The sequence below is a fragment of the Haloarcula sebkhae genome (assembly GCF_014647415.1).
GTDB lineage: Archaea > Halobacteriota > Halobacteria > Halobacteriales > Haloarculaceae > Haloarcula > Haloarcula sebkhae.
This window is the reverse complement of the sequence record NZ_BMPD01000007.1, coordinates 1-22,172: the sequence shown is the minus strand read 5'-3', so window position 1 is coordinate 22,172 and position 22,172 is coordinate 1. Positions and strand designations below refer to the sequence as shown.

At 53.7% G+C, this 22,172-nt stretch carries 24 protein-coding genes and 1 pseudogene; 11 read left to right on the top strand and 14 right to left on the bottom strand.

Going from position 1 to position 22,172, the window contains the following annotated elements; all coding sequences use genetic code 11:
- Positions 1-290 precede the first annotated feature (290 nt).
- Entirely contained in the window at positions 291-497 is a 207-nt protein-coding gene (locus tag IEY38_RS17265; protein WP_188979818.1) for a hypothetical protein, read from the bottom strand.
- A 188-nt stretch (positions 498-685) separates the two neighbouring features.
- On the opposite strand from IEY38_RS17265, the gene IEY38_RS17260 reads away from it, so the two are divergent.
- Both IEY38_RS17260 and IEY38_RS21345 read left to right on the top strand, forming a co-directional pair.
- A complete protein-coding gene (locus IEY38_RS17260; RefSeq protein ID WP_188979816.1) occupies positions 686-1,102 on the top strand; it encodes a DoxX family protein in 417 nt (138 codons plus the stop codon).
- A gap of 1,921 nt (positions 1,103-3,023) precedes the next feature.
- Positions 3,024-3,194 carry a hypothetical protein gene (locus IEY38_RS21345; protein WP_004592179.1) on the top strand — a complete coding sequence of 57 codons (171 nt, stop codon included), beginning with the start codon at positions 3,024-3,026 and terminating at the stop codon, positions 3,192-3,194.
- A gap of 416 nt (positions 3,195-3,610) precedes the next feature.
- On the opposite strand, the gene IEY38_RS17255 is transcribed toward IEY38_RS21345, so the two are convergent.
- The 4 genes from IEY38_RS17255 to IEY38_RS17240 all read right to left on the bottom strand — a co-directional run bounded on the left by IEY38_RS17255 (position 3,611) and on the right by IEY38_RS17240 (position 6,607).
- A complete protein-coding gene (locus tag IEY38_RS17255; RefSeq protein ID WP_049909297.1) occupies positions 3,611-3,904 on the bottom strand; it encodes a type II toxin-antitoxin system HicB family antitoxin in 294 nt (97 codons plus the stop codon).
- Between the two features lie 114 nt (positions 3,905-4,018).
- Entirely contained in the window at positions 4,019-4,315 is a 297-nt protein-coding gene (locus IEY38_RS17250) for a hypothetical protein (protein ID WP_049909295.1), read from the bottom strand.
- Positions 4,316-6,167: 1,852 nt separating this feature from the next.
- Positions 6,168-6,431 (bottom strand): hypothetical protein, encoded by a 264-nt coding sequence (locus IEY38_RS17245; protein ID WP_004592175.1) that lies wholly within the window; start codon positions 6,429-6,431, stop codon positions 6,168-6,170.
- The gene (locus IEY38_RS17240; protein ID WP_049909293.1) at positions 6,428-6,607 is read right to left on the bottom strand and encodes a hypothetical protein; all 180 of its coding nucleotides are present in this window, start codon (positions 6,605-6,607) and stop codon (positions 6,428-6,430) included. The genes IEY38_RS17245 and IEY38_RS17240 overlap by 4 nt, the downstream gene beginning before the upstream one ends.
- 994 nt (positions 6,608-7,601) lie before the next feature.
- Here IEY38_RS17240 and IEY38_RS17235 point away from each other — a divergent pair.
- The gene (locus IEY38_RS17235; RefSeq protein WP_004592174.1) at positions 7,602-7,973 is read left to right on the top strand and encodes a winged-helix domain-containing protein; all 372 of its coding nucleotides are present in this window, start codon (positions 7,602-7,604) and stop codon (positions 7,971-7,973) included.
- Positions 7,974-8,166: 193 nt separating this feature from the next.
- Here the strand turns inward: IEY38_RS17235 and IEY38_RS17230 are convergent, their stop codons facing one another.
- A complete protein-coding gene (locus IEY38_RS17230; RefSeq protein WP_049909291.1) occupies positions 8,167-8,757 on the bottom strand; it encodes a hypothetical protein in 591 nt (196 codons plus the stop codon).
- A gap of 182 nt (positions 8,758-8,939) precedes the next feature.
- Between IEY38_RS17230 and IEY38_RS17225 the strand changes: the two genes are divergently transcribed.
- On the top strand, positions 8,940-9,107 hold the full coding sequence (locus tag IEY38_RS17225; RefSeq protein ID WP_161607598.1) for a hypothetical protein: 168 nt from the start codon (positions 8,940-8,942) through the stop codon (positions 9,105-9,107).
- Positions 9,108-9,135: 28 nt separating this feature from the next.
- Here IEY38_RS17225 and IEY38_RS17220 read toward each other — a convergent pair whose 3' ends face one another.
- Positions 9,136-9,357 carry a helix-turn-helix domain-containing protein gene (locus IEY38_RS17220; protein WP_004592172.1) on the bottom strand — a complete coding sequence of 74 codons (222 nt, stop codon included), beginning with the start codon at positions 9,355-9,357 and terminating at the stop codon, positions 9,136-9,138.
- Between the two features lie 30 nt (positions 9,358-9,387).
- The gene (locus IEY38_RS17215; RefSeq protein ID WP_004592171.1) at positions 9,388-9,621 is read right to left on the bottom strand and encodes a helix-turn-helix domain-containing protein; all 234 of its coding nucleotides are present in this window, start codon (positions 9,619-9,621) and stop codon (positions 9,388-9,390) included.
- A 302-nt stretch (positions 9,622-9,923) separates the two neighbouring features.
- On the opposite strand from IEY38_RS17215, the gene IEY38_RS17210 reads away from it, so the two are divergent.
- From IEY38_RS17210 to IEY38_RS17200, 3 genes are all read left to right on the top strand, one after another.
- Positions 9,924-10,310 (top strand): DUF7344 domain-containing protein, encoded by a 387-nt coding sequence (locus IEY38_RS17210; RefSeq protein WP_004592170.1) that lies wholly within the window; start codon positions 9,924-9,926, stop codon positions 10,308-10,310.
- A gap of 198 nt (positions 10,311-10,508) precedes the next feature.
- Positions 10,509-11,897, top strand: a complete 1,389-nt coding sequence (locus IEY38_RS21340; protein WP_049909289.1) for a binary toxin-like calcium binding domain-containing protein — start codon at positions 10,509-10,511, stop codon at positions 11,895-11,897.
- Between the two features lie 365 nt (positions 11,898-12,262).
- Positions 12,263-12,472 (top strand): hypothetical protein, encoded by a 210-nt coding sequence (locus IEY38_RS17200; RefSeq protein ID WP_004592169.1) that lies wholly within the window; start codon positions 12,263-12,265, stop codon positions 12,470-12,472.
- Positions 12,473-12,688: 216 nt separating this feature from the next.
- Here the strand turns inward: IEY38_RS17200 and IEY38_RS17195 are convergent, their stop codons facing one another.
- From IEY38_RS17195 to IEY38_RS17175, 4 genes are all read right to left on the bottom strand, one after another.
- Positions 12,689-12,952 carry a hypothetical protein gene (locus IEY38_RS17195; RefSeq protein WP_004592168.1) on the bottom strand — a complete coding sequence of 88 codons (264 nt, stop codon included), beginning with the start codon at positions 12,950-12,952 and terminating at the stop codon, positions 12,689-12,691.
- Entirely contained in the window at positions 12,949-13,200 is a 252-nt protein-coding gene (locus IEY38_RS21335; RefSeq protein ID WP_080509686.1) for a hypothetical protein, read from the bottom strand. Before IEY38_RS21335 ends, IEY38_RS17195 begins: the two co-directional genes overlap by 4 nt.
- 1,020 nt (positions 13,201-14,220) lie before the next feature.
- Positions 14,221-14,607, bottom strand: a complete 387-nt coding sequence (locus tag IEY38_RS17180; protein WP_004592165.1) for a hypothetical protein — start codon at positions 14,605-14,607, stop codon at positions 14,221-14,223.
- Entirely contained in the window at positions 14,604-15,383 is a 780-nt protein-coding gene (locus IEY38_RS17175; protein ID WP_004592164.1) for a ParA family protein, read from the bottom strand. The genes IEY38_RS17180 and IEY38_RS17175 overlap by 4 nt, the downstream gene beginning before the upstream one ends.
- A gap of 284 nt (positions 15,384-15,667) precedes the next feature.
- Between IEY38_RS17175 and IEY38_RS17170 the strand changes: the two genes are divergently transcribed.
- Positions 15,668-16,966, top strand: a complete 1,299-nt coding sequence (locus IEY38_RS17170; RefSeq protein WP_004592163.1) for a tyrosine-type recombinase/integrase — start codon at positions 15,668-15,670, stop codon at positions 16,964-16,966.
- Between the two features lie 21 nt (positions 16,967-16,987).
- Here IEY38_RS17170 and IEY38_RS17165 read toward each other — a convergent pair whose 3' ends face one another.
- On the bottom strand, positions 16,988-17,644 hold the full coding sequence (locus tag IEY38_RS17165; RefSeq protein WP_004592162.1) for a hypothetical protein: 657 nt from the start codon (positions 17,642-17,644) through the stop codon (positions 16,988-16,990).
- Between the two features lie 374 nt (positions 17,645-18,018).
- Here IEY38_RS17165 and IEY38_RS17160 point away from each other — a divergent pair, with 374 nt between their 5' ends.
- The 3 genes and pseudogenes from IEY38_RS17160 (at position 18,019) to IEY38_RS17150 (ending at position 21,481) form a co-directional block, all read left to right on the top strand.
- Positions 18,019-19,923 (top strand): CARDB domain-containing protein, encoded by a 1,905-nt coding sequence (locus IEY38_RS17160; protein ID WP_152420788.1) that lies wholly within the window; start codon positions 18,019-18,021, stop codon positions 19,921-19,923.
- Between the two features lie 83 nt (positions 19,924-20,006).
- A pseudogene (locus IEY38_RS17155) lies at positions 20,007-20,280 on the top strand (IS1595 family transposase); the annotation flags it as partial.
- A gap of 82 nt (positions 20,281-20,362) precedes the next feature.
- Complete coding sequence (locus IEY38_RS17150) at positions 20,363-21,481, top strand: hypothetical protein (protein WP_188979812.1); 1,119 nt, start codon at positions 20,363-20,365, stop codon at positions 21,479-21,481.
- A gap of 84 nt (positions 21,482-21,565) precedes the next feature.
- Here IEY38_RS17150 and IEY38_RS17145 read toward each other — a convergent pair whose 3' ends face one another.
- The gene (locus IEY38_RS17145; RefSeq protein ID WP_049909284.1) at positions 21,566-22,015 is read right to left on the bottom strand and encodes a hypothetical protein; all 450 of its coding nucleotides are present in this window, start codon (positions 22,013-22,015) and stop codon (positions 21,566-21,568) included.
- Positions 22,016-22,172 lie beyond the last annotated feature (157 nt).

Sequence of the window (22,172 nt, the reverse complement as noted above, 5' to 3'; positions counted from 1 at the left end):
TTGCCACGCCAATTATGACGTGACGTCGATTCCTGCTGCGTCGCGGGTCGCTATGGCCACACCGTTTGTTCCTTGTGTGGTCCCATAGATCAGCGTCTCGGTTGTATCGTCGTAGAGACGAACGTATTCGTCAGCCGGTCCATTAGAGTCTGGTGCTGCAAACCGGGTTATATCTGCGAACTCTTGTCTTACTGACTCGTATCGCTCATCACTGTCGTCTCCAGCGACAGTCCCTGAGCTGGCAGTCACACCAAGGGCCGTCGCAACGGCCGTGAGGTATGTTCGTCGATTCATTCGTCAGTAAACGCCGAATCGTCGCGGACATTCACTGAGATCCCATCACTACTCTCCGTAACGTAGAGAACCGTGTTTGCCTCCGAGTCATGGAGTCGGAGCTGACTGTCGGCGCTACTTGACTCTGGCAGGAGGAGTTCAGAGACACTGTCAAACTCTTGCCGGGAAACATCGTACCGCTCATCGTCATCATCGTGTGACATAGCTACACTTCTGGGTAGGGGGCTGAGAAAATTAAGTGGGCCAGTAACACCGATGTTACGTAGTAGTACAGGTGTCGCCAAACACCTACAAATGTCCTCAGTTTAGACGTAAACATGGTACACCTGACTGTAACTGTTGAAACAATAAGGAAGAATGTGGGTGGCGAATATTGGGAGGTGCGTGCATAATGGCTATTGAAGGCATGGAGGGACTAGCACTCCTCGCTGGTCGCGTCCTGTTCGGGGGCGTGCTTGCGTTTACCGGCCTAAATCACTGTTTCGAGACTGAAGAGATGACTGGCTACGCAGAATACAAGGGCCTTCCAGCACCCAAATTGGGTGTGTTGCTCTCCGGAGGCCTCCTCATCGGAGGTGGACTCGGGATTATTGCCGGTGTTCTGCCAGCTATCAGCGCGATATTGATTGCTGTATTCCTCGTCGCTTCCGCGCTTATTTTCCACGACTTCTGGGCTGTCTCGGAAGATGAGCAACAAACTGAGATGACGCAGTTTCTGAAGAATATTGCATTGGCCGGGGGTGCGCTGATCATCGTTGCGATCGGTTCACAGTCCTGGGCATATAGCCTTGGCATCACTATTCTCTAACCCTGCTCGAGGCTGAGGGAACTCGCCTCATCGAGTAAGCACGACAAGAATTGTTACCTACATATGAATTGGTTGAATAGTTCCAAGTACTGGCTAGGGCAGACACATTGAGGGTGGCTAGAGCGTCTAGATTCTGTACTGTGGTATTTGCAATACACCTTTGGGACCTCTTGATAATTTATTCTGACACCTAGCAAAATAACAATCGACTACTGGAACAGTCGGTTGAGCACCTGCGGGCTCTCAAGGACTGAACCGTCTCGGTCACGGCTGTCGCGGTCGCGTTGCCAGCGGTCTTGCCGAGCGCAGACACCCCACCGTTTCCGCTGAAAGACCACCTGGTGTTTCGAGTGTTGTGGATGGTCGTCTTGACGGGGATGACTTACCCTGCTGACCCGGATAATCGCCTGTGTTGTGTATCTGCTGGGACTGTCTCTCTCTCTTCATGAGGCCTCCACTCTCTCCCACTATGTCCCCAGTTGCTCTCTGGACCCACCACCCCGTTTGCAAGATAACTTCGCTCCACTGTTCCATAACCCTTCCACACTGCCATCGCGATGGCAGCCCACCCACTCGTCGAGATCGCGCTCTCACTTTGGGTTCGCCCAGACCGACTGCCCCCACTCGTCTCGCCAGTGCCGGCAGCCCACTGCTGTGTCTCCTCACTGGGAGTCCACTGGTCGAGTATTTCCAGCATTCTGATAGTTCCTCCCGCTTTGGGTCGCCCCTTAGCGCTCGTCTGAAGTCCGTCTGTGGTCGGATATAGCTTCACCTCTGTTTACCCCCTTTCTCTTTGGACGCTACCTCGAGTAAACTTTGGTGGAGATGAGGCAAAAATAGCTATAGGCCATATAAGCAGTTTTAAGGCTGTAATCGATACTGGAGCTGCTAGTTTCACCCAAGGTGGGATAAGAAATAGGCCCAAAAGACTTAAAGTAGAGAGTGAGTGGACTTAAGATACAATTCTGAGTGCCAGTTTAGCAGTGGGGGACCCTCATGAAACTGGAGACACCAAATACCAGCATTTTCCCATGATTGTGATGGACGATTCTAGGCTGTTCTGGAAAAATACGTCTATGAGAGGGTCACAACGCGGCTGGCGGTGGTTTATCAATCAGTGAGTCTTTTATCCGTGGAATAGTACAGATTCTAGTAGGTAACCGGGAGCTACAACTGGCGAGACTCTATCAGCCGATACAACACCACAACTGGAGAGTGAGTAATAAGAAAAACAGCGGCGACTCAGGACTATGACCGGCTCAACTCACACCCGGTACTGACCGGTGCTGTCACTATCATCGAACTGGTTGTACATCGCCTTGAGGAAGGAAAGGCTCTGATAACTGTTGTATGGACCGAACGATTTACCGATACAGTGGCTCTGCATGTCGAGGTTGTTACAGTGCATCGGGAGCGGAGCATCCCCGTTGATTTCCCCATATCGCAACTCATAACGATTCTGATAACCGGTGGTTTCTTAATCGTATCAGTTTCACTCATCTTCAAAGAGTTCGTCGATGTCCGCAACCACTGCATCTTCCTACTGATCCCCAAGAGTCGCCCCGGAAGTATAAGCCCCAGTATACCACTATCTCGTAAAATTCAGCTAGCATGATAACTGACCAGCCGGTTTTAAAAATGACTGGGTGCCTGACGTCTATCATCGGGAGACCGAGATGACCGATGTCCTCGCCCCGGTTCTCAATGCGAAGATGTACTCTTACACGGCCCACAAGGCGTCGGAAAATCGTGCTGACCGAGCTGTTCTCGGGCCGGTTAAATCGACAGCAGCCGACACCGTCAGTACACGTCCACCGTCTGGGTGCGTCAACGGTTAGGATTGTTCGCTTAATTCTCCGTGACCTCCTGGATCCCGACCCGTCACGCCTCAGGAGGACCTCATCGCGACACTTCAGGAGCGGTGACCGAGCCAACCGTCGTGGTCCTCGACGAGGGCGACAACCTGCCCGAGACGGACATCCTCGATGTGCTTCAGCGTATATCTGATATCTTGTCGATTGCGATCTGCCACGAGATATCGCTGGGTGTCTCGCGTCGACGAAAGTATCCGCCACGGACTGAACGACTGTAGCCTCCAACTGGACAAGTCTCAAGATAATCACTCGCTAATGGGTCAAGTAGATTAATCACGGTTACACGTCATTCTTCATCGAATTCAGCCGCCTGATACAGACCTTCTATTTTTTACCCATCACGGTTTATCCGAGTCGTCTGTCCATCGAGCAAGGTCTCAGTTTCAACTGAGGTGGTAGCTCCGTGCAGATGAATTCAAGAGCAACCGCAACTCAACCCATCCTTAGACAGGTAGCAGTCTCTCAAAGCCGACGTAGTATCGGCTATTCGTTAGTCCTCCGAACACTCACATCGCATCCGAGCAGAGCGAATCCCAAAGAGCGAAGCCCGAACTTGGTGAAGAACACCCGGACTCGATCCGAGCCTTCTGTGTGTGATTCGGGAATTCGTCGGTCATGTAGTAGATGGTTGATTTCAGGAGTTAAAGAGCCTATTCGTGGCTTGAGTGGGGAAGAAACTACAAAATCTGGCGACATCCAGACTACTGGAGGATATCTGGTAGTTCGTCGCCCTGTGTCCGACTACATCGGAGTCAGCGCTGAATTCGTTGAGTTCCGCATCCGTTGGCTCGTCGTCGCCGGTGACAGCGGCAACCACGGCCATCAGGTTCTCCACGGCGAAACCTCGCGTCCCACCCTCAGCGGATATGTCCACTTGGAGATGCCGAGCCGTCCAGTCCCCGTCTTGATTCTGGACACCCGTCGTCACCGTCGTCAACCTCGACGCGAGACATGCGTTCCTGTAGTCGCTCGTGTGAGAAAACGCATCGGGACTTAATCCCTCGTAATCGATGTAGGCACGGGACGCGTGCGTGATGGACGATTAGGAGTCGACGTTAGGCGGTCCTTCACCCATCCGCTTAGAAATTTCCATTTCCTCTGCGGCCGAGAGCTCGTCACTAAGATAGCGTTCACCGTAATCAGCGAGCTCAAAAAATCGCTCGTCTATCTCGGTAACTAAGTCTGCGTATACAAGACGGCCAGTCCGCCTGTAAAACGTGGTTCTGGCGGTATCTGGGAACTCTTCATTGGCGTTGATGTACCACAGAATAGTCCCTCTTTGGACCGGGATAGCAGTCTGAGAGAGGATATCAAGAATCGAATCGTCTGTCTCCTTCATAGCAAATATTGTGGGCATGTGTGCTATTCGTGAATGACTGTTGACCGTTCGCGCTGCATTCGGGCAGAGTTGATTCCGAACAGCGAGAAGGATCTACGCCACTCTTTCAAAGAGTGGTATGTTTGGTTTACAGATTCTTCCAGAGAATCAGTCATCAATAAGAACTACCGTCTCATCTGCTAAAAAAGTTAATGGCTGTTACGCGGTCGCAACCAAGTGCTGATGACCAGCCTGCTAGGGTGTCGGCTGGAGCAATAGTTCAGTCAGTGCGAGGTCCTGAGCCAGTAGCAGTAATTGCTATTAATACCAGTGTTATCTTATTCATACACCAACTAATCCGAAATCCTAAACTTAGGGTTTATTTATTACTAGTGGCCGTTGTGTTTGCCGGTTGTACTGGGGTTTGTAAGAGGATGCAACAGAGCCAGCAGACAATGAAGAACAGAGTGCATACGAGACGCAACCACCACAAACGGAACGGACAGCAATGCAGACAGCGACAACAGCAGACTTTGCTAATGTTGATAACGACGATGACGGACTTTCTAATGCACACGAACAGGAATTGTCTACAGATCCGAATGATTCAGATACCGATGGCAATGAGTTATATACAGATTGTCAGCACTGTTGAGAATCTTGACAACGCTATGTCAAAAGGAGGCCTTGCAGTTGATTCAGTTGCGTATGTCGAACTATCCTCAAATGAAATAACAGGGTACATATTATGCACGAATTCGGACACCTGCTAAACATTCGTGACCCTGGCGTTGACAGCCGTCAGCGTGGTTATAGCGAGTACCGAAGTGCCATGAATTACCTCTTCATCGGGCGACAGTCTCGGCTACGCTCGCTCGGACTGGACAGATATTAATCAAAGCGTACAGCGGGTTCCTAGAACAACTAAGAGGGCGATTATTGACCAATCGGATAAGCAGGAGTAAACAAGGGTATCACTATGTCGTCTGATGAATTATCCACGGGCAAGCAGTAGCAATTCATAGTGACTCCGACAGCGAGCGGTATCGTTATGCTGGTTTCGCTTAGTTCAAATTGTGAATAGCAACAGGCCGTCTCTTCGAAGAAAGAGCGGACCGTGGCATTACGACCAGCCGTCGACCGCATCTGGTTGGGTAGTGCTGATATGTAGGACGGCATGTTCACTTTCACTTGGTTATGAGTTATGCTATATATACTTACAGACGATGTTACCCCTAATAACGGAACGAAAGGGCATCTACTGGAGCGTTTCACTTTCACTTCGGGGGAGAACAGTCACTTTACACCCCCGAGCAGCGTGTCATAGAATACGTCTCATACCCTCTACGCGGTAATTTTGGCTACTTCGTTTCACGCCTGATTCAGAGAGATACGGGATTTCAGATTCTATTCGGAGAAAAATGAGCGAAGCATTCCTGTTGAGAACTATTGTATGACACGCTCCCCTCGAGTAGAATGTCGGGTATGCCGGCGGTACGCGTCGTTGGTGATGGCTCGTCTGTAGCCGATGCCCATCCAGCTGATGAAATCGACTGCTCAGAACCAGCCCAGCGCTGGCGGTACGTCTGTCCCAACGGCCACACCGATTGGGACTGTACAAACAATCACATCTGGGGCCGTGGCTGCCGTCGGCAGGTTGAAGCTGGCGACGACGATGTCACCCCCGAGCACTGGCAAATCTACGACAAACAGCGTGACCGGTCGATCCCATGGTCAGCCGTGCAGCTGGGACACCACAAGCAAACAACCCGGCGCGGGGTCGCGAGCTGTCAGGAGCAGTCTCGGAAACCATCGCAACCCATGCAAGGCACACACGCAAGTCGACAAAAAGATAGAGGTATCGCTACCCAACTCAGCCCGTCGCCACGAGGTGCTGATGCCCGGCCTGTGACGATGTCGACCGGAGCGTCAGGTCGGCGAGTGCCAGTTCCCGAAGCACTGCCGGCGGAACGCTCTCGGTGTCTCGAAGCACCGCGTCAAGCGTCCGGGCGTCATGTTCCGAACGCACCGGTGGCGTCGTCTCGACCAGCACGGTCGGGACGGTCGCGCGGAGTGCACGAGCAGCACGTTTCACACGTTGGCGGTTCTCAACCACGCAGCGGACTAACTTGCTCATTCCCGCACTTCGGGGATCGTCGCTTCGGAGCACTCGGCGACCTTGCGGAAGACCGCCCAGTCGGTGAGATCGAGGTGCTGGATGACAACATCCGCAACGACGGTGCGGGGCGTCTCAGTTCGATCATGTACAATCGTCCCGACATTTTTACTAGTCAGCGATGCAGACTTACTCATGGGTCATTCTGGAACCGAAGCACCTAGGCTGCTGGAGACAGCGTGGGCAACTCGCGTTCTCGAAGACACGAACTCGCTCAGCGGAGCGTCTGTTCCTATCTAACTGTATGTACCCAAAGTCACATATGTTTTGCTCGCAAGAAAAAACTCAGTTCTTGTTTCGGAGGAACTCTCTGCCCTTGTCGTTGATAATGTAGTAGGCGCGGTCGTCAGCGTCTGCTTCCTTGATTTCTCCGTCATTAAGGCCCTGCTTATCAAAGTACTTCTGATGATACATCCCTGAATATGCGCGACTTACCAGGGAGTAATAGGCTACTAAAGTCGGGCTACCGGGGCCATCCCCCCGATAACCCATTGTCACAGCGGTACCGCATATCAAATTTAGAGGCCTGCTCACAAGACACCATCGGCCAGCAAGTCACTGACACCCAACCGCGAGTCGGGGAAGGGCCTGAGATGGCTATCGAGAAACGCGACTATTCGGTCGTTGGGACCGTTGACAACCGCCGTGAGCCAATCAACGACGTCTGGACGGTGATCTGCTATGACTGGTGAGCAAAAACGTGAGTTGGGGAACGCAGGCTGGTCGGCCTACGCAGTCACCACGATGTGTTGATGCCCGGCCTGCAAGGGCGTCGGCCGCAACGACAGCCACGGCAAACTTATAACTGTCCCAGTAGTGGGCTGCGCCTTCACCGTCGACGCCCAGGAAGAGCGAGTCTTGGGTGAGCAGTTCGCGGGCAGTGCGTTCCTGTGGATGCGCGTCAGTCGTGCCGACAGGTTTACTAGTCGGCGTCGTAGATTTGCTCATGGGTTTTCGCTCCACGGAAACCCGGCCCGCGTGAGACCAGCACGCGGGCACTTCTACACCGCAAGTGCCCCGAGGGACCGGCTTTCCTTACCATATGCCACGTGACACAAGCAAATAACCTATTGGTATGTATCATATGGTTCGTGCAAAACACTTATCCGAAATGGTCGGGTATAGAGTGGTATGGCCGACCGAGTTCACGACGACGATGGGACGTTTGGGTCGAAGCTGACCGAGCAAGACCTACTGAAAGCATTCGACTACGAATGCACACGCGAGGAACCGATGCTGACGGCGGGCGAGATTACCGACGCACTCGCCGAGCGCTTCGACATCAACGTCAGCAGCGAGACCGTCCGACGGCGGCTGGGCGAAATGGAAGACGACGGTCTAGTCGCGGGCAAGAAGTTCGGGGCGCACGCAAAAGGGTGGACTGCGGTTTATGCACCGGAGCTTGCCGAGGATGTAGCGGCCGAGGCCGACCGTCGGCTCGAAGAGGAGGATACCGTACCGATGGAAGAAGTCCACGAGAGGCTCAGCGACGACCAATCTTAGTCGCTCGATTTCAACTATTCGCGGCTCGTCGCGGTAGGAAAACTATAGAATCAGTTGTCGTCCGACCGGTCGCGCTGCATCTGTGCGGAACGGATTCCGAAGAAGGAGAAGAATCTGCGCCACCCCTTCGAAGAGTGGTATGTCCGGTTTACAGATTCTTGTGGGGAATCGGTCATTACCAGATAGTACCATCTCACCAGTTAAAGAACTTACCCAAAACTCCAGCGGACCCTCCGAGGGCGATTACAAGAGCGGCAACCGCGAACAGTGCGATAGGCTGTAAAAAGCCGTATGAGTTGATAAGGATGGCCATCAGGGTCGCAGCGACAAGGAAGACTGTCCCCAGCAAAAAGGTCACCAGAGAGAAGGTGAGTTGTCTGCCGTTCTGGATCACCTCTAGTCGCACGTCAAGGATAGCTGTTCGGAGTGAATGTACAGCTGAGTTCTTGAACTCGCTGTCTTCCAGAAACGGTACGGCGCGTAATTCCTCGGTCCGGACCTCGTTTGGATACTCTGTAACTACGAACGTCCCAACAGCAACGAATGCGGAAATCACGAGTCCGCCACAGCCGAAATATCCCAAGACGACCGTCACTAATCGAAGGTCAGACACAGCATCTGGACCGCCCGCGGTAAGTGCTGCGGCGACAAATCCAAGAATAATAATATCTGTTCTGAGCACCCGGAGCGCGCTGTCGTCGATCTGGTCGAGTTCTTTCAGCTGCCGGTCATACATCCGGCGGGCGGACGTGAGTGCATCATCTTCTGCTCCGCTCCGACTCATTACCACGTGGTGCTGCGTGGGGCGGGAAAAGCGTTGCTTTCAAGCAGAAAACGCGATTGAGTTGAGCATTCGACCATCGGCCGTGATACTGCAGCGGTCGCGAAGGATTCTACAGTCCGTAGCCCGTTGTTCTGCGGTATCTGTAGAGGGAAATTATCACAGTAGCGGTCCTACTCGTGACTATGACCGACAAATTCGAGGAGCCGCCTGCCGACGAGTGGCTGCACCCAGACGATCTCGACCTGGAGATGTCGAGCCGTCCAGTCTCCATCCGGATTCTGGACGAGTCGGATCTCTGCCCGCTCGTCGTCGCCGTCGTCGACCTCGACGCGAGACATGCGTTCCTGTAGTCGCTCGTGTGAAAAAACGCTTCGGGGGTTAGCTCTCCGTCTTCAGGTACTCGCGGCCCGCGTCGGTGATGCGGTAGAATGGATCACCTGGCTGATTTGCAGATTCGATATAGCCATCGTCCAGAAGATCGCGGTATTCTTGCTTGACATAGGATCTACCGTAGCCGGTATTTTTTGCGATATTGTTTGGAGTTATCCAAATGCCGTGTTCGCTCAAGAATTGCAGTATCGCTTTTTCTACGTGTTTCATTCTATCAGGCTCCAGACATTCCGTAATACATCAGTCTTCAGATTCGATGTACTCGCGGCCCCTATCGGTAATCGTGTAGAGCCCGTGGTCAAGGTTTTCGACGTACCCAGCGTCGACAAGAAAGCCGACCCTCTTTGTCACATAATTTCGATGTCGATTTATCGCCTCAGAGATATGTATCGGGTTCAGATTCCCTCTCTCAGCAAGCTCCTCAAGCATGGTGATATCAGTTTTTTGATTGGTTATATCGTCTCTGTCGGCCATTACAGCAAACCGTCAAAGACCGGGTGGAAAAAATTGTCTAAACTCTTATTAGTAATGCTGAACTATCTTAGCAATCTTCATATAATTATTAGATGGGGAGTTATTTTAGCATTGCTAATGTCATCTAGGGCATACGACTGCCTTTGGGTCAATTCCCGGTTAGCAGAACTGGGTCGGTGTGGTACCACCGACCCAAGCGGTCGCTCAGAACCTATGGGGGATGCAAACGACCGCGCCTCGATATTTGCCGAGGCTCCGGAAAACAGTATCGACCCGGAAACCGCCGTCGCCACGGAGGCAGCATGCTGAAAAGCCTGCTCTCACGCGACGACGACCCCGAACCCGAACCGGCGGAAGTGGGCCTTCCGTTGGAGGACCTGCTCCAGATGGCGAAGTCCGAGCGCCGACGACAGTGCCTCCGCGCCATAACCGAACACGGGCGAATTGAATTGACGGACCTCGCGGAGATCGTCGCCGCTGCGGAAGTCAACACCAGCCGCGACCAGCTCCAGTCCCAACAGCGCAAGCGCGTGTACGTAGCACTGTATCAGACGCACATCCCGAAACTGAGCGACACCGGGCTGGTGCGCTGGGCAGAGGCCAACGGCACGGTCTGTGCGACCGCTGAGACGGCCCCGGCCGTCAACGCGCTGGACGACCTCGCTGATCGCACGACGGGAGGGGCCTGAGATGGCCATCGAGAAACGCGGGAACTCGGTCGGAGAAAAGAAATTAGTGGCCGTTACGCGGTCGCCACGGCGTGTTGATGGCCCGCCTGCGACGGCGTCGGCTACAACATCAGCCTATCCAGTGCCAGCTCCCGAGTCAGTAGCGGTAATTGTTATTAGTACCACTATCTTCTTATTTTATACATTAATTAATCAGATATGCGAAAAGTCAGAATCGTCTTATTACTAGTGAGCATTATGTCTGCCGGTTGTGCCGGGGTTTTGCAAGAGGATGCAACGGAGCCAGCGGACAATGTAGAGCAGAGTGCATCCGAAACACCACCACCGCAAACTGAACGGACAGCAATACAGACAGCAACAACAGAAGACCCTGCGAATGTTGATAGCGACGGTGATGGGCTTTCTAATGCACGCGAACAAGAGCTGTCTACGGATCTAAATTACTCAGACACCGATGGCGATGGGCTCTTGGATGCCGCTGAGGTGAACACACACGGAACCGACCCGACATTGGCCGACACCGATAAAGACGGACTGTCTGATAGTGCAGAGGTAAATACACATGGAACCGACCCGACGTTGGCCGACACTGATCAAGACGGACTGTCTGATAGTGCGGAGATAAATACACACGGAACCGACCCGATGTCGGCTGACACTGATGAAGACGGATTGTTTGATGGCACAGAAATAAACACACACGGTACTGACCCACAGGCAAATGACACAGATGGTGACGGATTATCTGATAGTGCGGAAATAAACGAATATAGGACTGACCCGACGCTGGTTGACACTGATGGCGACGGACTATCTGATAATGCGGAAATAAACACGCATGGAACAAACCCACGGGCAAACGACACAGATGGTGATGGGTTAGATGACGGCCGCGAACTCGATCTTGCGACCGACGTATTAGATAGTGATACTGACGACGATGGGCTCCCAGACGGTGCTGAGGTTGATATGACGGACCGGTTCCCTGGTGCGAATCCAGTACAAAAAGATATTTTCGTCGAAGTAGATTACAAATCTAGACTATCACGTAATGTGATTCGGGATATTAACGAAGAATTCGAACGGGCACCAGTCACTAATCCTGACGGAACATCTGGGATTAATATACATCTTTACCAAGATGACAATCTTCGGTGTGAGGACGCATCTGGCTATATCCGAGATCAAATTCAATATGGGTGCAAGAGTGGCGGGGAGACAGTCACGTCACCAGATAATGCTGGGTACTATTATATACAGATTGTCAGCACTGTCCAGAGGCCTGGCAACGCCATGTCAAATGGAGGCCTTACAGTTGGTTCAGTTGCGTTTGTCGAGCTATCCTCAGATGAAATAACAGGGCACCTATTTATGCACGAGCTCGGACACCTGCTAAACATTCGTGACCCTGGCGTCGATAGCCGTCAGCGTGGCTATAGCGAGTATCGAAGTGTTATGAATTACCTCTCACCGGGCGAGAGCATCGGCTACGCTCGCTCGGACTGGGCAGATATTAATCAAAGCGTACAGCGGGTTCCTGGAACAACTAAGAGGGCGATTATTAACCAATCGGATGAGCGGGAATAAGCGCGGGTATCACTATGTGGTCCGATAAAGCGTCAACGGGCAGGCAGTAGCAATTCGTAGTGACTCCGACAGCGAGCGGTATCGTTATGCTGGTTTCGCTTAGTTCAGCTTGTGACTAGCAGCAGGCCACCTCTTCGTTGAGGAGAGAACGGATCGTGGCATTACGCCCAGCTGCCGACCATATCTGGTCGGAGAGTACTGATATGTAGGCGAGCGAATTCACTTTCACTTGGTCATGAGTTATGGCATATTAACTCACAGATGATTTTACCCCTAATAACGGAAGGAAAAGGCATCTACTGGATCGTTTCACTTTCACTCCGGGGGAGAAAAGTCACTTTACATCCCCGAGTAGAATGTCAGGTATGTCGACGGCACGCATCGTTGGTGATGGCTCGTCTGTAGCCGATGCCCATCCGGCTGTTGAAATCGACCGCTCAGAACCAGCCCAGCGCTGGCGGTACGTCTGTCCCAACGGCCACACCGATTGGGACTGTACAAACAATCACATCTGGGGCTGTGGCTGCCGTCGGCAGGTTGAAGCTGGCGACGACGATGTCACCCCCGAGCACTAGCAAATCTATGACAAACAGCGTGACCGGTCGATCCCGTGGTCAGCCGTGCAACTGGGACACCACAAGCAAACAATCTAACTCGCGCCATCATGGGGCCTGTCCTACCAGACCCCGGCGCGAGGTCGCGGTCAGCTAATGGGTGAGTTCAAGAACCACCGCAACCCATGCAAAACGTACACGCAACTCAACAAAAAGATAGAGGTATCGCTATCCAGCTTAGGCCGTGGCCACGAGATGCTGGTGGCCGGCCTGCGACGGCGTCGGCTGGAGTGTCAGGTCGGCGAGTGCCAGCTCCCGCAGCACTTCCGGCGGGACGCCCTCGGTGTCTCGAAGCACGGCGTCGAGCGTCCACGCGTCGTGTTCCGAGCGCACCGGCGGCGTCGTTTCGACCAGCACGGTCGGGACGGTCTCTCGAAGCGCTCGGGCGGCACGTTTCACACGCTGGCGGTTTGCGACCGTACAGCGAACGGTCTTGCTCATGCCTCAACACCTCGGACGAGATTGTCAACGAGTGAGCCGCCGACATGCGGGCCGACGGCCCAGCCACGTTCATTTCTCGTGTACTCACACCACTGTGCGAGTGTTTGGAATGGGGTGTCGGCGAGTGTGACTTTCTCGGCGTCGCCGTCGGTCGCAACGACCGCGACGGCGAACTCGTAGCTGTCCCAGTAGTGGGCCGCGCCGTCGCCGTCGACGCCAAGGAAGAGCGGGCGGCCTTGGGTGAGCAGTTCGCGGCCGGCGTCGCCGGTCGGACTGACGTCAAGGGCGCTTCAATCCCACAAGGGTTCTGCTGAGACACCAGGTTGACCTAACCGAACTCTGCTGGGACGAGTGGCTTCAATCCCACAGGGGTTCTGCTGAAACTCGATAAGCGAGTCTTCAACTGTCGCAGCGCGGTAGCTTCAATCCCACAGGGGTTCTGCTGAAACCCGCCCCAATTAGACGGGATAAATAGTTCTTGAGCCCGGTTTCACAAAGAAATTCCAATCGACCTCCAATTCTCTGGTCACCCCCGGGGGTTGATGGTAACACAGTAAATTCTTGGCCGGAGCTACACCGATGCAGTAGCAGTAACCACCTTACTGAACGCCGGTCAGCTGCACCTGTGGGGAAAATTACAAAAGGGACTGAGATCGAACTGCATCAGTTGAACAATTTCTTTCGTCACACATTCCTTGCCGCCGATGCCGGCGTTGCTCGGCGTCGGAGCGGTAGTCATCGAGAACAACACCCTCGTCGTTGGAGCCCTACTCCACGGCCACGTCAGTAAAACGCTCGGCGACACGCCGGACAGCATCCCCGTAGGTTGTGTACCAAACCGCTGCCAGAGCGTTTGGGTGGCCGGTCGCCATCAGCGGTGATATCGGCTTCTTCGCTGAGATCGCGGAATCGACGGCGACTGGTCGACATAGATATGAGGTCACCATTCGGGCGCGCAACCTCTCCCACTTTGTGTGGTTCGTACATTTCCTCGCCTCAGTCGTTTTGGACGTCATCACCGAGCGCACCGACCAGCTCGTCAACGGCGGCGACCGCCTATTCCTGGGCATCACGAGTGCCCTGGTCCAGCGCGTCGACGTCGATCCGCTCCAGCGCCGACAGTACTTGATGTGCATGTTCTTCCCCGCTCACATACTAACCAACACAATCCGGAACAATAGCTGCTATGTTGGTTAGCTCTACACCCGCTATCGATGTGTTCTCACACCCCACTGTTTCCTGTGTAACACATCAAAAGAACCCCTCAGCTATCGCAATCCGAGCGATTCGACAGCGACGGTAAACTCCGAACCAGACATTTCTTGTACTGCTTCGATCCCTTGAGCCACCACGACTGGGTAGTAATGCCGCTCTTTCTTCACGTCCCAGTCACACTCGTATTTCATCCGGTCGAACTCGTTATCGACTGGGTCCATAAGCTCGTCTGGCAGATGAATCAGTTTACTCCCCCAAACTTCCTTATAGTCTTTAGCGGACTTATCTGGTTTAGCATCCATAGGCTGTTTATCTTGTTTAACTTCCTTAGCAGCATTATCTGATTCATCTGATTCACCAGACTCGTCTGTCTCTTCGTCGCCGAACCGCTGACCGAGCCGCTCGGACATTTCGTCTTTCGCCTCGTCTCTGTCTTTCATGGTTGCTCCTCGATGAAGTAGTCTGCAATCCGCAGCAGTTCATCTGCTTGGTCACACTCCTCGTCGTGGCCGAAGATACTGTGGTCTGCGTTGAATGCCCGCTTGATGACGGCTCGGTTCCGGATCTCGAACACTGGAATCCGGTCACTGAACGTGTCGTCGAACCACTCCAACATCCCTTTTTGCTCGCCGTCCAGCGGATAATTGACGTTGCTGACGACGAGCGCCTCTTCCTGAATCGACGCGCCGAAGTTGTCCTCCAGGGAGTCGATTTGCTTGAACAGCAACTCGACGGCGCGGATACTCGTGTCCTCTGCCTCGGCGGGAATCAGGACGTTCTCACACGCGAGTAATGCGTTGTCGGTCAAGAGCCCCAGCGATGGCGGGCAGTCAACGACAAGGAAATCGTAGCCGGTCACATCTTCGAGCAGCATCAATAGGCGTTCGCGACCGCGCATCCCACTGACGAGCTCCTGCTCCAGAGAGAACATGTCGATATTCGCCGGCAGCACATCGAACTCGTCGTGAGCGATGACGAGATCGTCGACAGCGTGTTCACCCGGCGCTTTCAGCGCGTCGTTGAGATTCGGCGATGGGGCCGTGTATTCGTCGTCCAGACCAACGCCGCTGGTTAGGTAGCCCTGCGGGTCAAGATCCACCAGCAGCATGTTCTGGCCGCGCTCTCCGAGTGCGCCGGCGATATTCAGCGCAACTGTGCTTTTTCCGACGCCGCCTTTTTGGTTCGAGACTGCTAACCGATATGGTTTATTCGACATAGTTAGCTAAACCCTCTAATCTTGTTTAACAAGTTATTTTGACTTAGTACTATCGTCAGACAACTCTAAGACACCATGTGCCGAGTGAAAAGCCAAATCCCCAAACGCTAGTTTTGATTGTCAGAGTCTCTCTAGAGCCGATTTCTGTCAAAAAGAATCTATGAAGATTCCATACAGCGACATGTACTTTATAGCAACATCTGCCAAACGACCGTAGAGCGCTAAGTCTGGTACACGTCTGCGGTGGAAACAGAATTATCAGGATCTAGTGTGTTTGCCTTAGTATGCCGAAATCGGCTGATTCAGATTCAGAATCGGGACAGCACGACACTTCCCCTGGGATCGAGCGGACGAAGCCGTGGCACTCCGCCGACGACGTGCCCTGGACACTACTGACCAAGTCCCAGCTCGCCGACGCCTACGAGGCCGTCGTTGTCCCGGCGCTCCGGAGTGACGGCTACGACGGCGGGAGCGAGCGCCCATCCTACGAGTGGCTGTCGAACAACGGCTTTCGCGGGCTCACGTACGCGCTGAAAGAGTACCACGACACGACGTTCGGCGAGTTCTGGACCCAGACGCTGGAGTACAACACCGAATCCAGTGGCTACGACTGGGACATTGAACACGACGACACCCGGGAGTCCTTCGAGCAGTACCTAGACGCAAAGCAATCCGCAGCGAACGACTGGACCGACAGCACCCGGGAGACGATGCGCTATCGCCTCGCTCGCTACGCACGCTCCTACCGAGAACGCCACGGCACCGACGACCTCCTTTCGCCCGTTGACGCCGACAGCGATATCTCGGAGACCGACGCTGTCGACCGCTGCCGGGAGACATTCGCCTACATGTCGAATGAGTACGCTGAGTCCACTATCGCGCGTGTGCATGATGCAATCCGGACGTGGTACGGGTGGCTCGTCGAGCGGCGTGTGGCGACGGTGAACCCGACGAACGGCGCGGAGGACTGGTTCTCGTGGACTCGCTCGTCCGACACCGACCCGGTTGCCCTTGACGCTGAACACGTCCGTGCGATGTTCGACGCCGCCGTCACCAGCCGCGACCGGATGCTCATCGTCGCCCTCGCCGGATGGGGATTGCGGGCAGGCGAGGTTGCTGCGCTCCACGAGGACCAGCTTCACCTCGATGCCGACGAGCCCTATATCCAGTTCGACGAACGAAAGAACGGTCCAGGAACGGTTGCCATCGTCTTCGGCGAGGATATTGCCCGACGCCATACCGCTCGGAGTGACGGCTATCTGTTCCCATCCGAGCGTTCGCGAACGGGCCACGTATATGGCACGACAATCGCCGGCTGGTTTCACGACCTCGCCGATCGGGCCGGCATCCCCGAGGAAATCGACGGCGTCACCCGAAAGCCACACATGGGCCGGCGGTTCTGGTACGACGCCTACTCACGGACGACACAGGATCTACTGGCCCACGTCCAAGATATCGCCGACGAGCAGGGTAGTGCCAGCGCGAAAGTTGTGTTTGAGGACTATCTGACCGATGACCGGAAGCGTGAACTCAGACGAGAGTTCATGCAAAAGAAGTTGGCCAGCGCGTTTAGCGGCTCATAAATAACTGCTCGGGCGATACACTCAATTGTATCCTCGACAGGCTGGACGGTCTTGATTGCTTGGCTGACTACACAATCTCTCTAATTCATCGGCTAGCTCTTGATTACGAGACTCGAGCATATCGATATTGTTCTCGAGCCTGTCGATCTGGTCTTTCAAGTTATCAACATTGCGTTGTAACTCTGAAACCTGCTGCCTCACTTCATCTCGTTGTGCTTTTAGCTCTTCGTTTTCGGCCTCCAAGTCGTCAACAGTTGCATTCAATTGCTCAATGTCGGTCCGGAGCTCGGATCGCTCATTTCGAAGTTCAGTGGCTTGTCTCTCTAAGGTGCTGATTCGATTTCGGTTGTCACGCAGTTCTTGTCTCGTCTCTGCAAGTTGCGTCTCTGTACTGTTTAGCTGCGCTTCTGTCTGATTGAGGTTTGCTGCAGTTTGATCGACATCCTGTGATCGTGCTTCGAGTCGTTGTTCAAGCTCATCGGTTCGTGCTTGAGCTGATTCGAGCGTTTCTTCACTGCTCTGAAGCTCCTGACGTAATTCGGCATTCTGTTGCCGGAGGTTCTCATTTTCCTCACGCAGTTCGCTCGCGGAATTCTGATACAGTACTGTTGTCCCAGCCACGCCCAGTAGTGACAGAATAATAACTATGACGAGGCTAACATTGACTTGGCTTCTCATTCCACCCACCGGAATCTCTAGTACCGCGATATATCTGGATTCACTTGAATACAGGGATACAGGCCATCCTACGCACTTTTCTGATATATTTGATTGTCTCAGCTTGTACGTTGACATAGGAGCATGGCGTAGATAGCAACAGGAACAGATGACTTCGGTTACGACTTCTCTGAAGATAGCGCGCAAAGCTGAGTGATCTGAAGAGTAGAAATTCCGTTGAACAATATTTGTTGACTTGGTTTGCCGGTACAACCAAGTGAGTTCAGTATATATCAACTTCAGTGCGACATAGGTTCATTATACTCGTTTCACTCTGTCTGATTGTAGTTGGGAATACTGGGATGGTGGTCGCTGCCGACGTTGGCGAGAATCCGATGACTGAGCAGACACTCGCGGCTGGTCAGACATCGGCTGATGGCGATCGGAATATCCAGCTTACACAGGAACTCCGACTTACTCCAGAAAAGCCTGGAGAGTTCAACACGAAACACACATATCAGCTCCCCGACGGAGTCGCCAAGCTCAGTCTCACACCCCCACGAGAGGCGACGGTCATTTCTCGCAACGGGTTCATTGCGCGGGACGGGAGCTACGTCTGGGACGGTTCTACCTCGACCCCAACGCTGACCTACCGAATGCCTGCGAACCGAACTACTGACCGGAATGACCCAATCGCTGCCCCCGGCGACTATGTCTATGTTGATACCGGGGAGTGGGCGATTGTCTCTAGACCGCGTACCGCACACAACTGGGGGTGGCGAACCGGGACTGTCGGCTTTGAGCAGACGGCAACAGTCCGTGGTGATGGACAGGCAAGCGATGCTATCGCCTTCCTTGGGCCTCACAAGACGTACACCCACACAGCTAACGGACAGACGTTTGAGCTACTTGTCCCCGATGCAGCCACGCTGCAAGAGGACCGCTCGGCTATCTTTGATTCGTTATCCACAGCATCAGATCGGCTCAGAGTTGGCGACCGAGACGAGGACGTGTTTATGATCGTTGCGCCGACTACGCAGGTCAAATGGGGTGCTCGGGGGCTCCAGACTGGGCAAGCTGACCTTTGGGTCCGAGATAATGAGCGCCTGGCGACCCCAGGCAACACTTGGATCCATGAGTATGTCCACACGCGACAGGGGTACCAGACAGCCGAAAACACACGCTGGTTCACCGAGGGGTCGGCGGTGTACTACGCGGCTCTGATGACGCTTGAACAGGAGCGAATTAGCTATGATGCTTTCCGTAACCGATTGGCATTGGGGACAAGCAGGCTGTTCAACGGAGTCCGGCTCACTGACCGATCCACTATGAAGAACAACGCCGACTATTACGTCGGCGCACTCGTTGCAGCTGAGCTTGATCGACAGAGCCGGCTGGCAACCAACCAAGAGTCGAGCCTTCAGACGACATTCTCGCTGTTGAATGCACACGGCTCTGCTGTCGACGCCACACAGTTTGAAGCGTTCCTCCGTCAGTCGACCACTGACGATGTTGCCGGCTTCGCCAACCGGTTCACTAGAACCACTGAGCGGCCAACGATGTGGAGCGAGACTGACCACGACACTGCCTTTGGCCCGACGCCCGCCCGCTTTGGCTATGTTCTCGCCCCTGCCGACACCTACCGCGTTTCAGGACCCTACCGGAATCGTACTCTCGGCAAGAGCGAGTCGATTACGCTGGTTCCTGGAGAGACACTTATTTTCAACGCAACGGTTAGTAATGCCGGCGGGAAGGCTGGCAACTACGATGCCGTGTTCCGACTCAACAGCGATGTGGAAGACCGTCAACAAGGACAACTCGGGCCTGGTGAGCAAGCAACGGTTTCGTTCGAACAGCAGTTCGATGAACCTGGTGAGTATACCATTGCTGTAGGAGACGAGACGGTGCCGGTCACCGTCCGTGAACCTGCGACAGCGAGTGTAACGGCATTCTCAGTCAATCGGACTACAATTGAGACTGGCCAGTCAATTGCGCTAATGGTGTCGATCAGCAATGATCAGTCCGTGCCGGCGACGCTTTCAGTGCCAATCACCCGCGATGGAAACGCAGTCATCAGTAACGTAGTCCGACTTGATACTGGCGAACGACAGTCGGTAACCGCCGTTCAGCGGCTTGATCGTCCCGGGAAGTACGTGTTTGGTCTTGGCGAGAGTTCGACATCAACGGTTGTTGTGACCGTCGAACAGTCGCCGTCACTGACGACGCCGACAATTGCTGTTGGCCTCATAGCCCTCCTTGCATTCGTCGGAGGGGTGTTATACCGCCGATACAGACCGTGAGAGTATGATCGTCTGCACTACCCACAACACTGACTAATCCCTGACACGGTGAAACCAAGACACAACTGACGATTCACCCCACCCGCCAGTGGGAGTCGCTCACTGTCTATACCGACAGCTTTCAAGCGTACGACCTGCGTAAAAAAGACGACGAATTCGACCGTGAATACGCTGACGACAGGGTACACGTCAATACTTGCGAGAGCCACACGTCACAGGTGCGACGGTGGCTCTCTCCACCGAGGTATCTCCAAGGACGAGCTCACACAGTATCGCAGAGCGCTCCAACCATGTCGGGAGTTGTTTCGGAAACCCGGACAGAACCCTCTCAAACACGCTGTTCAAGCGACACTGTGAAGTCAACAATGTACTACAAGTGAGCGTACGTACGAACTGAGCATTCAATAGTTTGATATTAGACACAGATAGATATGGAGATATGACTAAGAGGTCGTTCTGTTCAATTGTGCTTGCCGCTCTTGTCGTCATATCAATCAGTAGTTTAGCAATAACAGCCGGTGGTGAAGAGACCCAGCCACAAGAGTTGGCCACTGCTGAAACACCAGCAATGCAGACAGTTGACTTTGAAGCATCGGCACCTCGAGGCCAGTGGAATAGTGCTACAGGCACTGGTGAGATTATTCTCGACAACGAGAGTTATTACAGCGTGTTCCAAGGGGAACGTGATATTGAGACATGGCGCGATACAGATGGGAACGATGTCTCGGGGACGGTCCTTGAAGGAAATGCAGGACAAGCTGAGGGAGAAATCATTGACCTCTCTAGCTCAATTCCCGCTGATCAGGCTACTGGGCAATACTCAGGTAATGATCTTACCCTACGCGTCCGTCAACCACGAATAACAGACGTTACTCTGTACAATAGTGTCGGTACCGAACTCGATAACGCGTCGGAACTTCAAGAGGATGAATCAATGCTGGTTGTTGTTGACTGGAATTATGTACAGGCAGAAGACATCCAAGTTGACTTGATCAACAGAGAGACCGATATCACAATTGAACGAGAAGTGCTTTCAACGACTCCAACACGTGCGCAGGCCGACCGACTTCCGATGGGATTGAATAATGCCACTCTCGCAAGCGAAGCCCAGGGAACGCAAACCACCAATCGCTCAACCGCCTATTGGCTGCTCGATTTCAATGACATTGCTAGCGGAACGTACACGCTTCGTATTGATGGGAGTGACGACTTGACGACCGATGAGGCAACTCGAACGATTCGCATCAACGTAGAGGCTGACAGCGCACAAGCGCCGACAGCCACGCCGTTACCGACTCCAACAGCAGCTCCGCCCACAGCAACACCAACTGAGGCGTTGCCTACGTCTACAGCGACATCAACCCCGACACCGACTGCGCCAACTCCGACATCACAACCGACCGTCGAGACGCTGCCGGCGACGAATACACCGACGACGACAGGACAAGAAACTTCGACATCAGGGGCCACTGGACCCGGATTTGGCGTACTTACAACGTTCGTATCATTAATCAGTATGTTACTGTACGCATTGGCCGTGGTGAATCGCCAGACGTAGCTTGATTTCACTGTTTGACTGCCTGCTTGATGTTGTAAACCGTACACAGTAGGACGAGTTCTCGAAATTCACCGTAGCTGGTCGTTAAATGAGATACTCGACTGACTCGCCGTCTCGAGCTAATTCGGATTGTTTTGGCAATGTATCTGGCGCACGGTCGGAGAAGGACTCGGGTGAGACAGCCTGTTGGATCGCCTTGAGCTTCGACCGAAGTTGGCCGCTCGTCGAGCGTACCAGGTCATCGTCGGGCCAGGAATGCACTTCGAGCCCGTCGAAGCGCGTGGCAACCTGCTGCACCGCATTTAGTTGCTCAAGCGCATATTCAACCCAGCACTGGTGACTGTCCTGCATCTGCTGGAGTTCGTCGACAACGTCATCATAGCCGGCTTGCTGAGCGGCGATGAGACACTGCTGAAAGTTCGCACCACGGGGATTGATTGGCTCGTGGAAGACAACAACCTCACCGGGGGCTCTGAAGTAGCTGAGTAGCTCGTGAAAGTCGTCTTCTCCCATCGTCGGGTCTGTGGGTGACATCGAGACGCCATATCCACTTCGTTCAGGTCAAGCAAATGAACAACCTATCAGAGCACAGTATAATTCTCACTTGGGGGCACTGTCTAGTTGAGCGAGTTTGAGAAGTGAGCAGGCCGTTGCGAGAACTGTTCATGGAACTCGCAGACCTGCTCAGAGA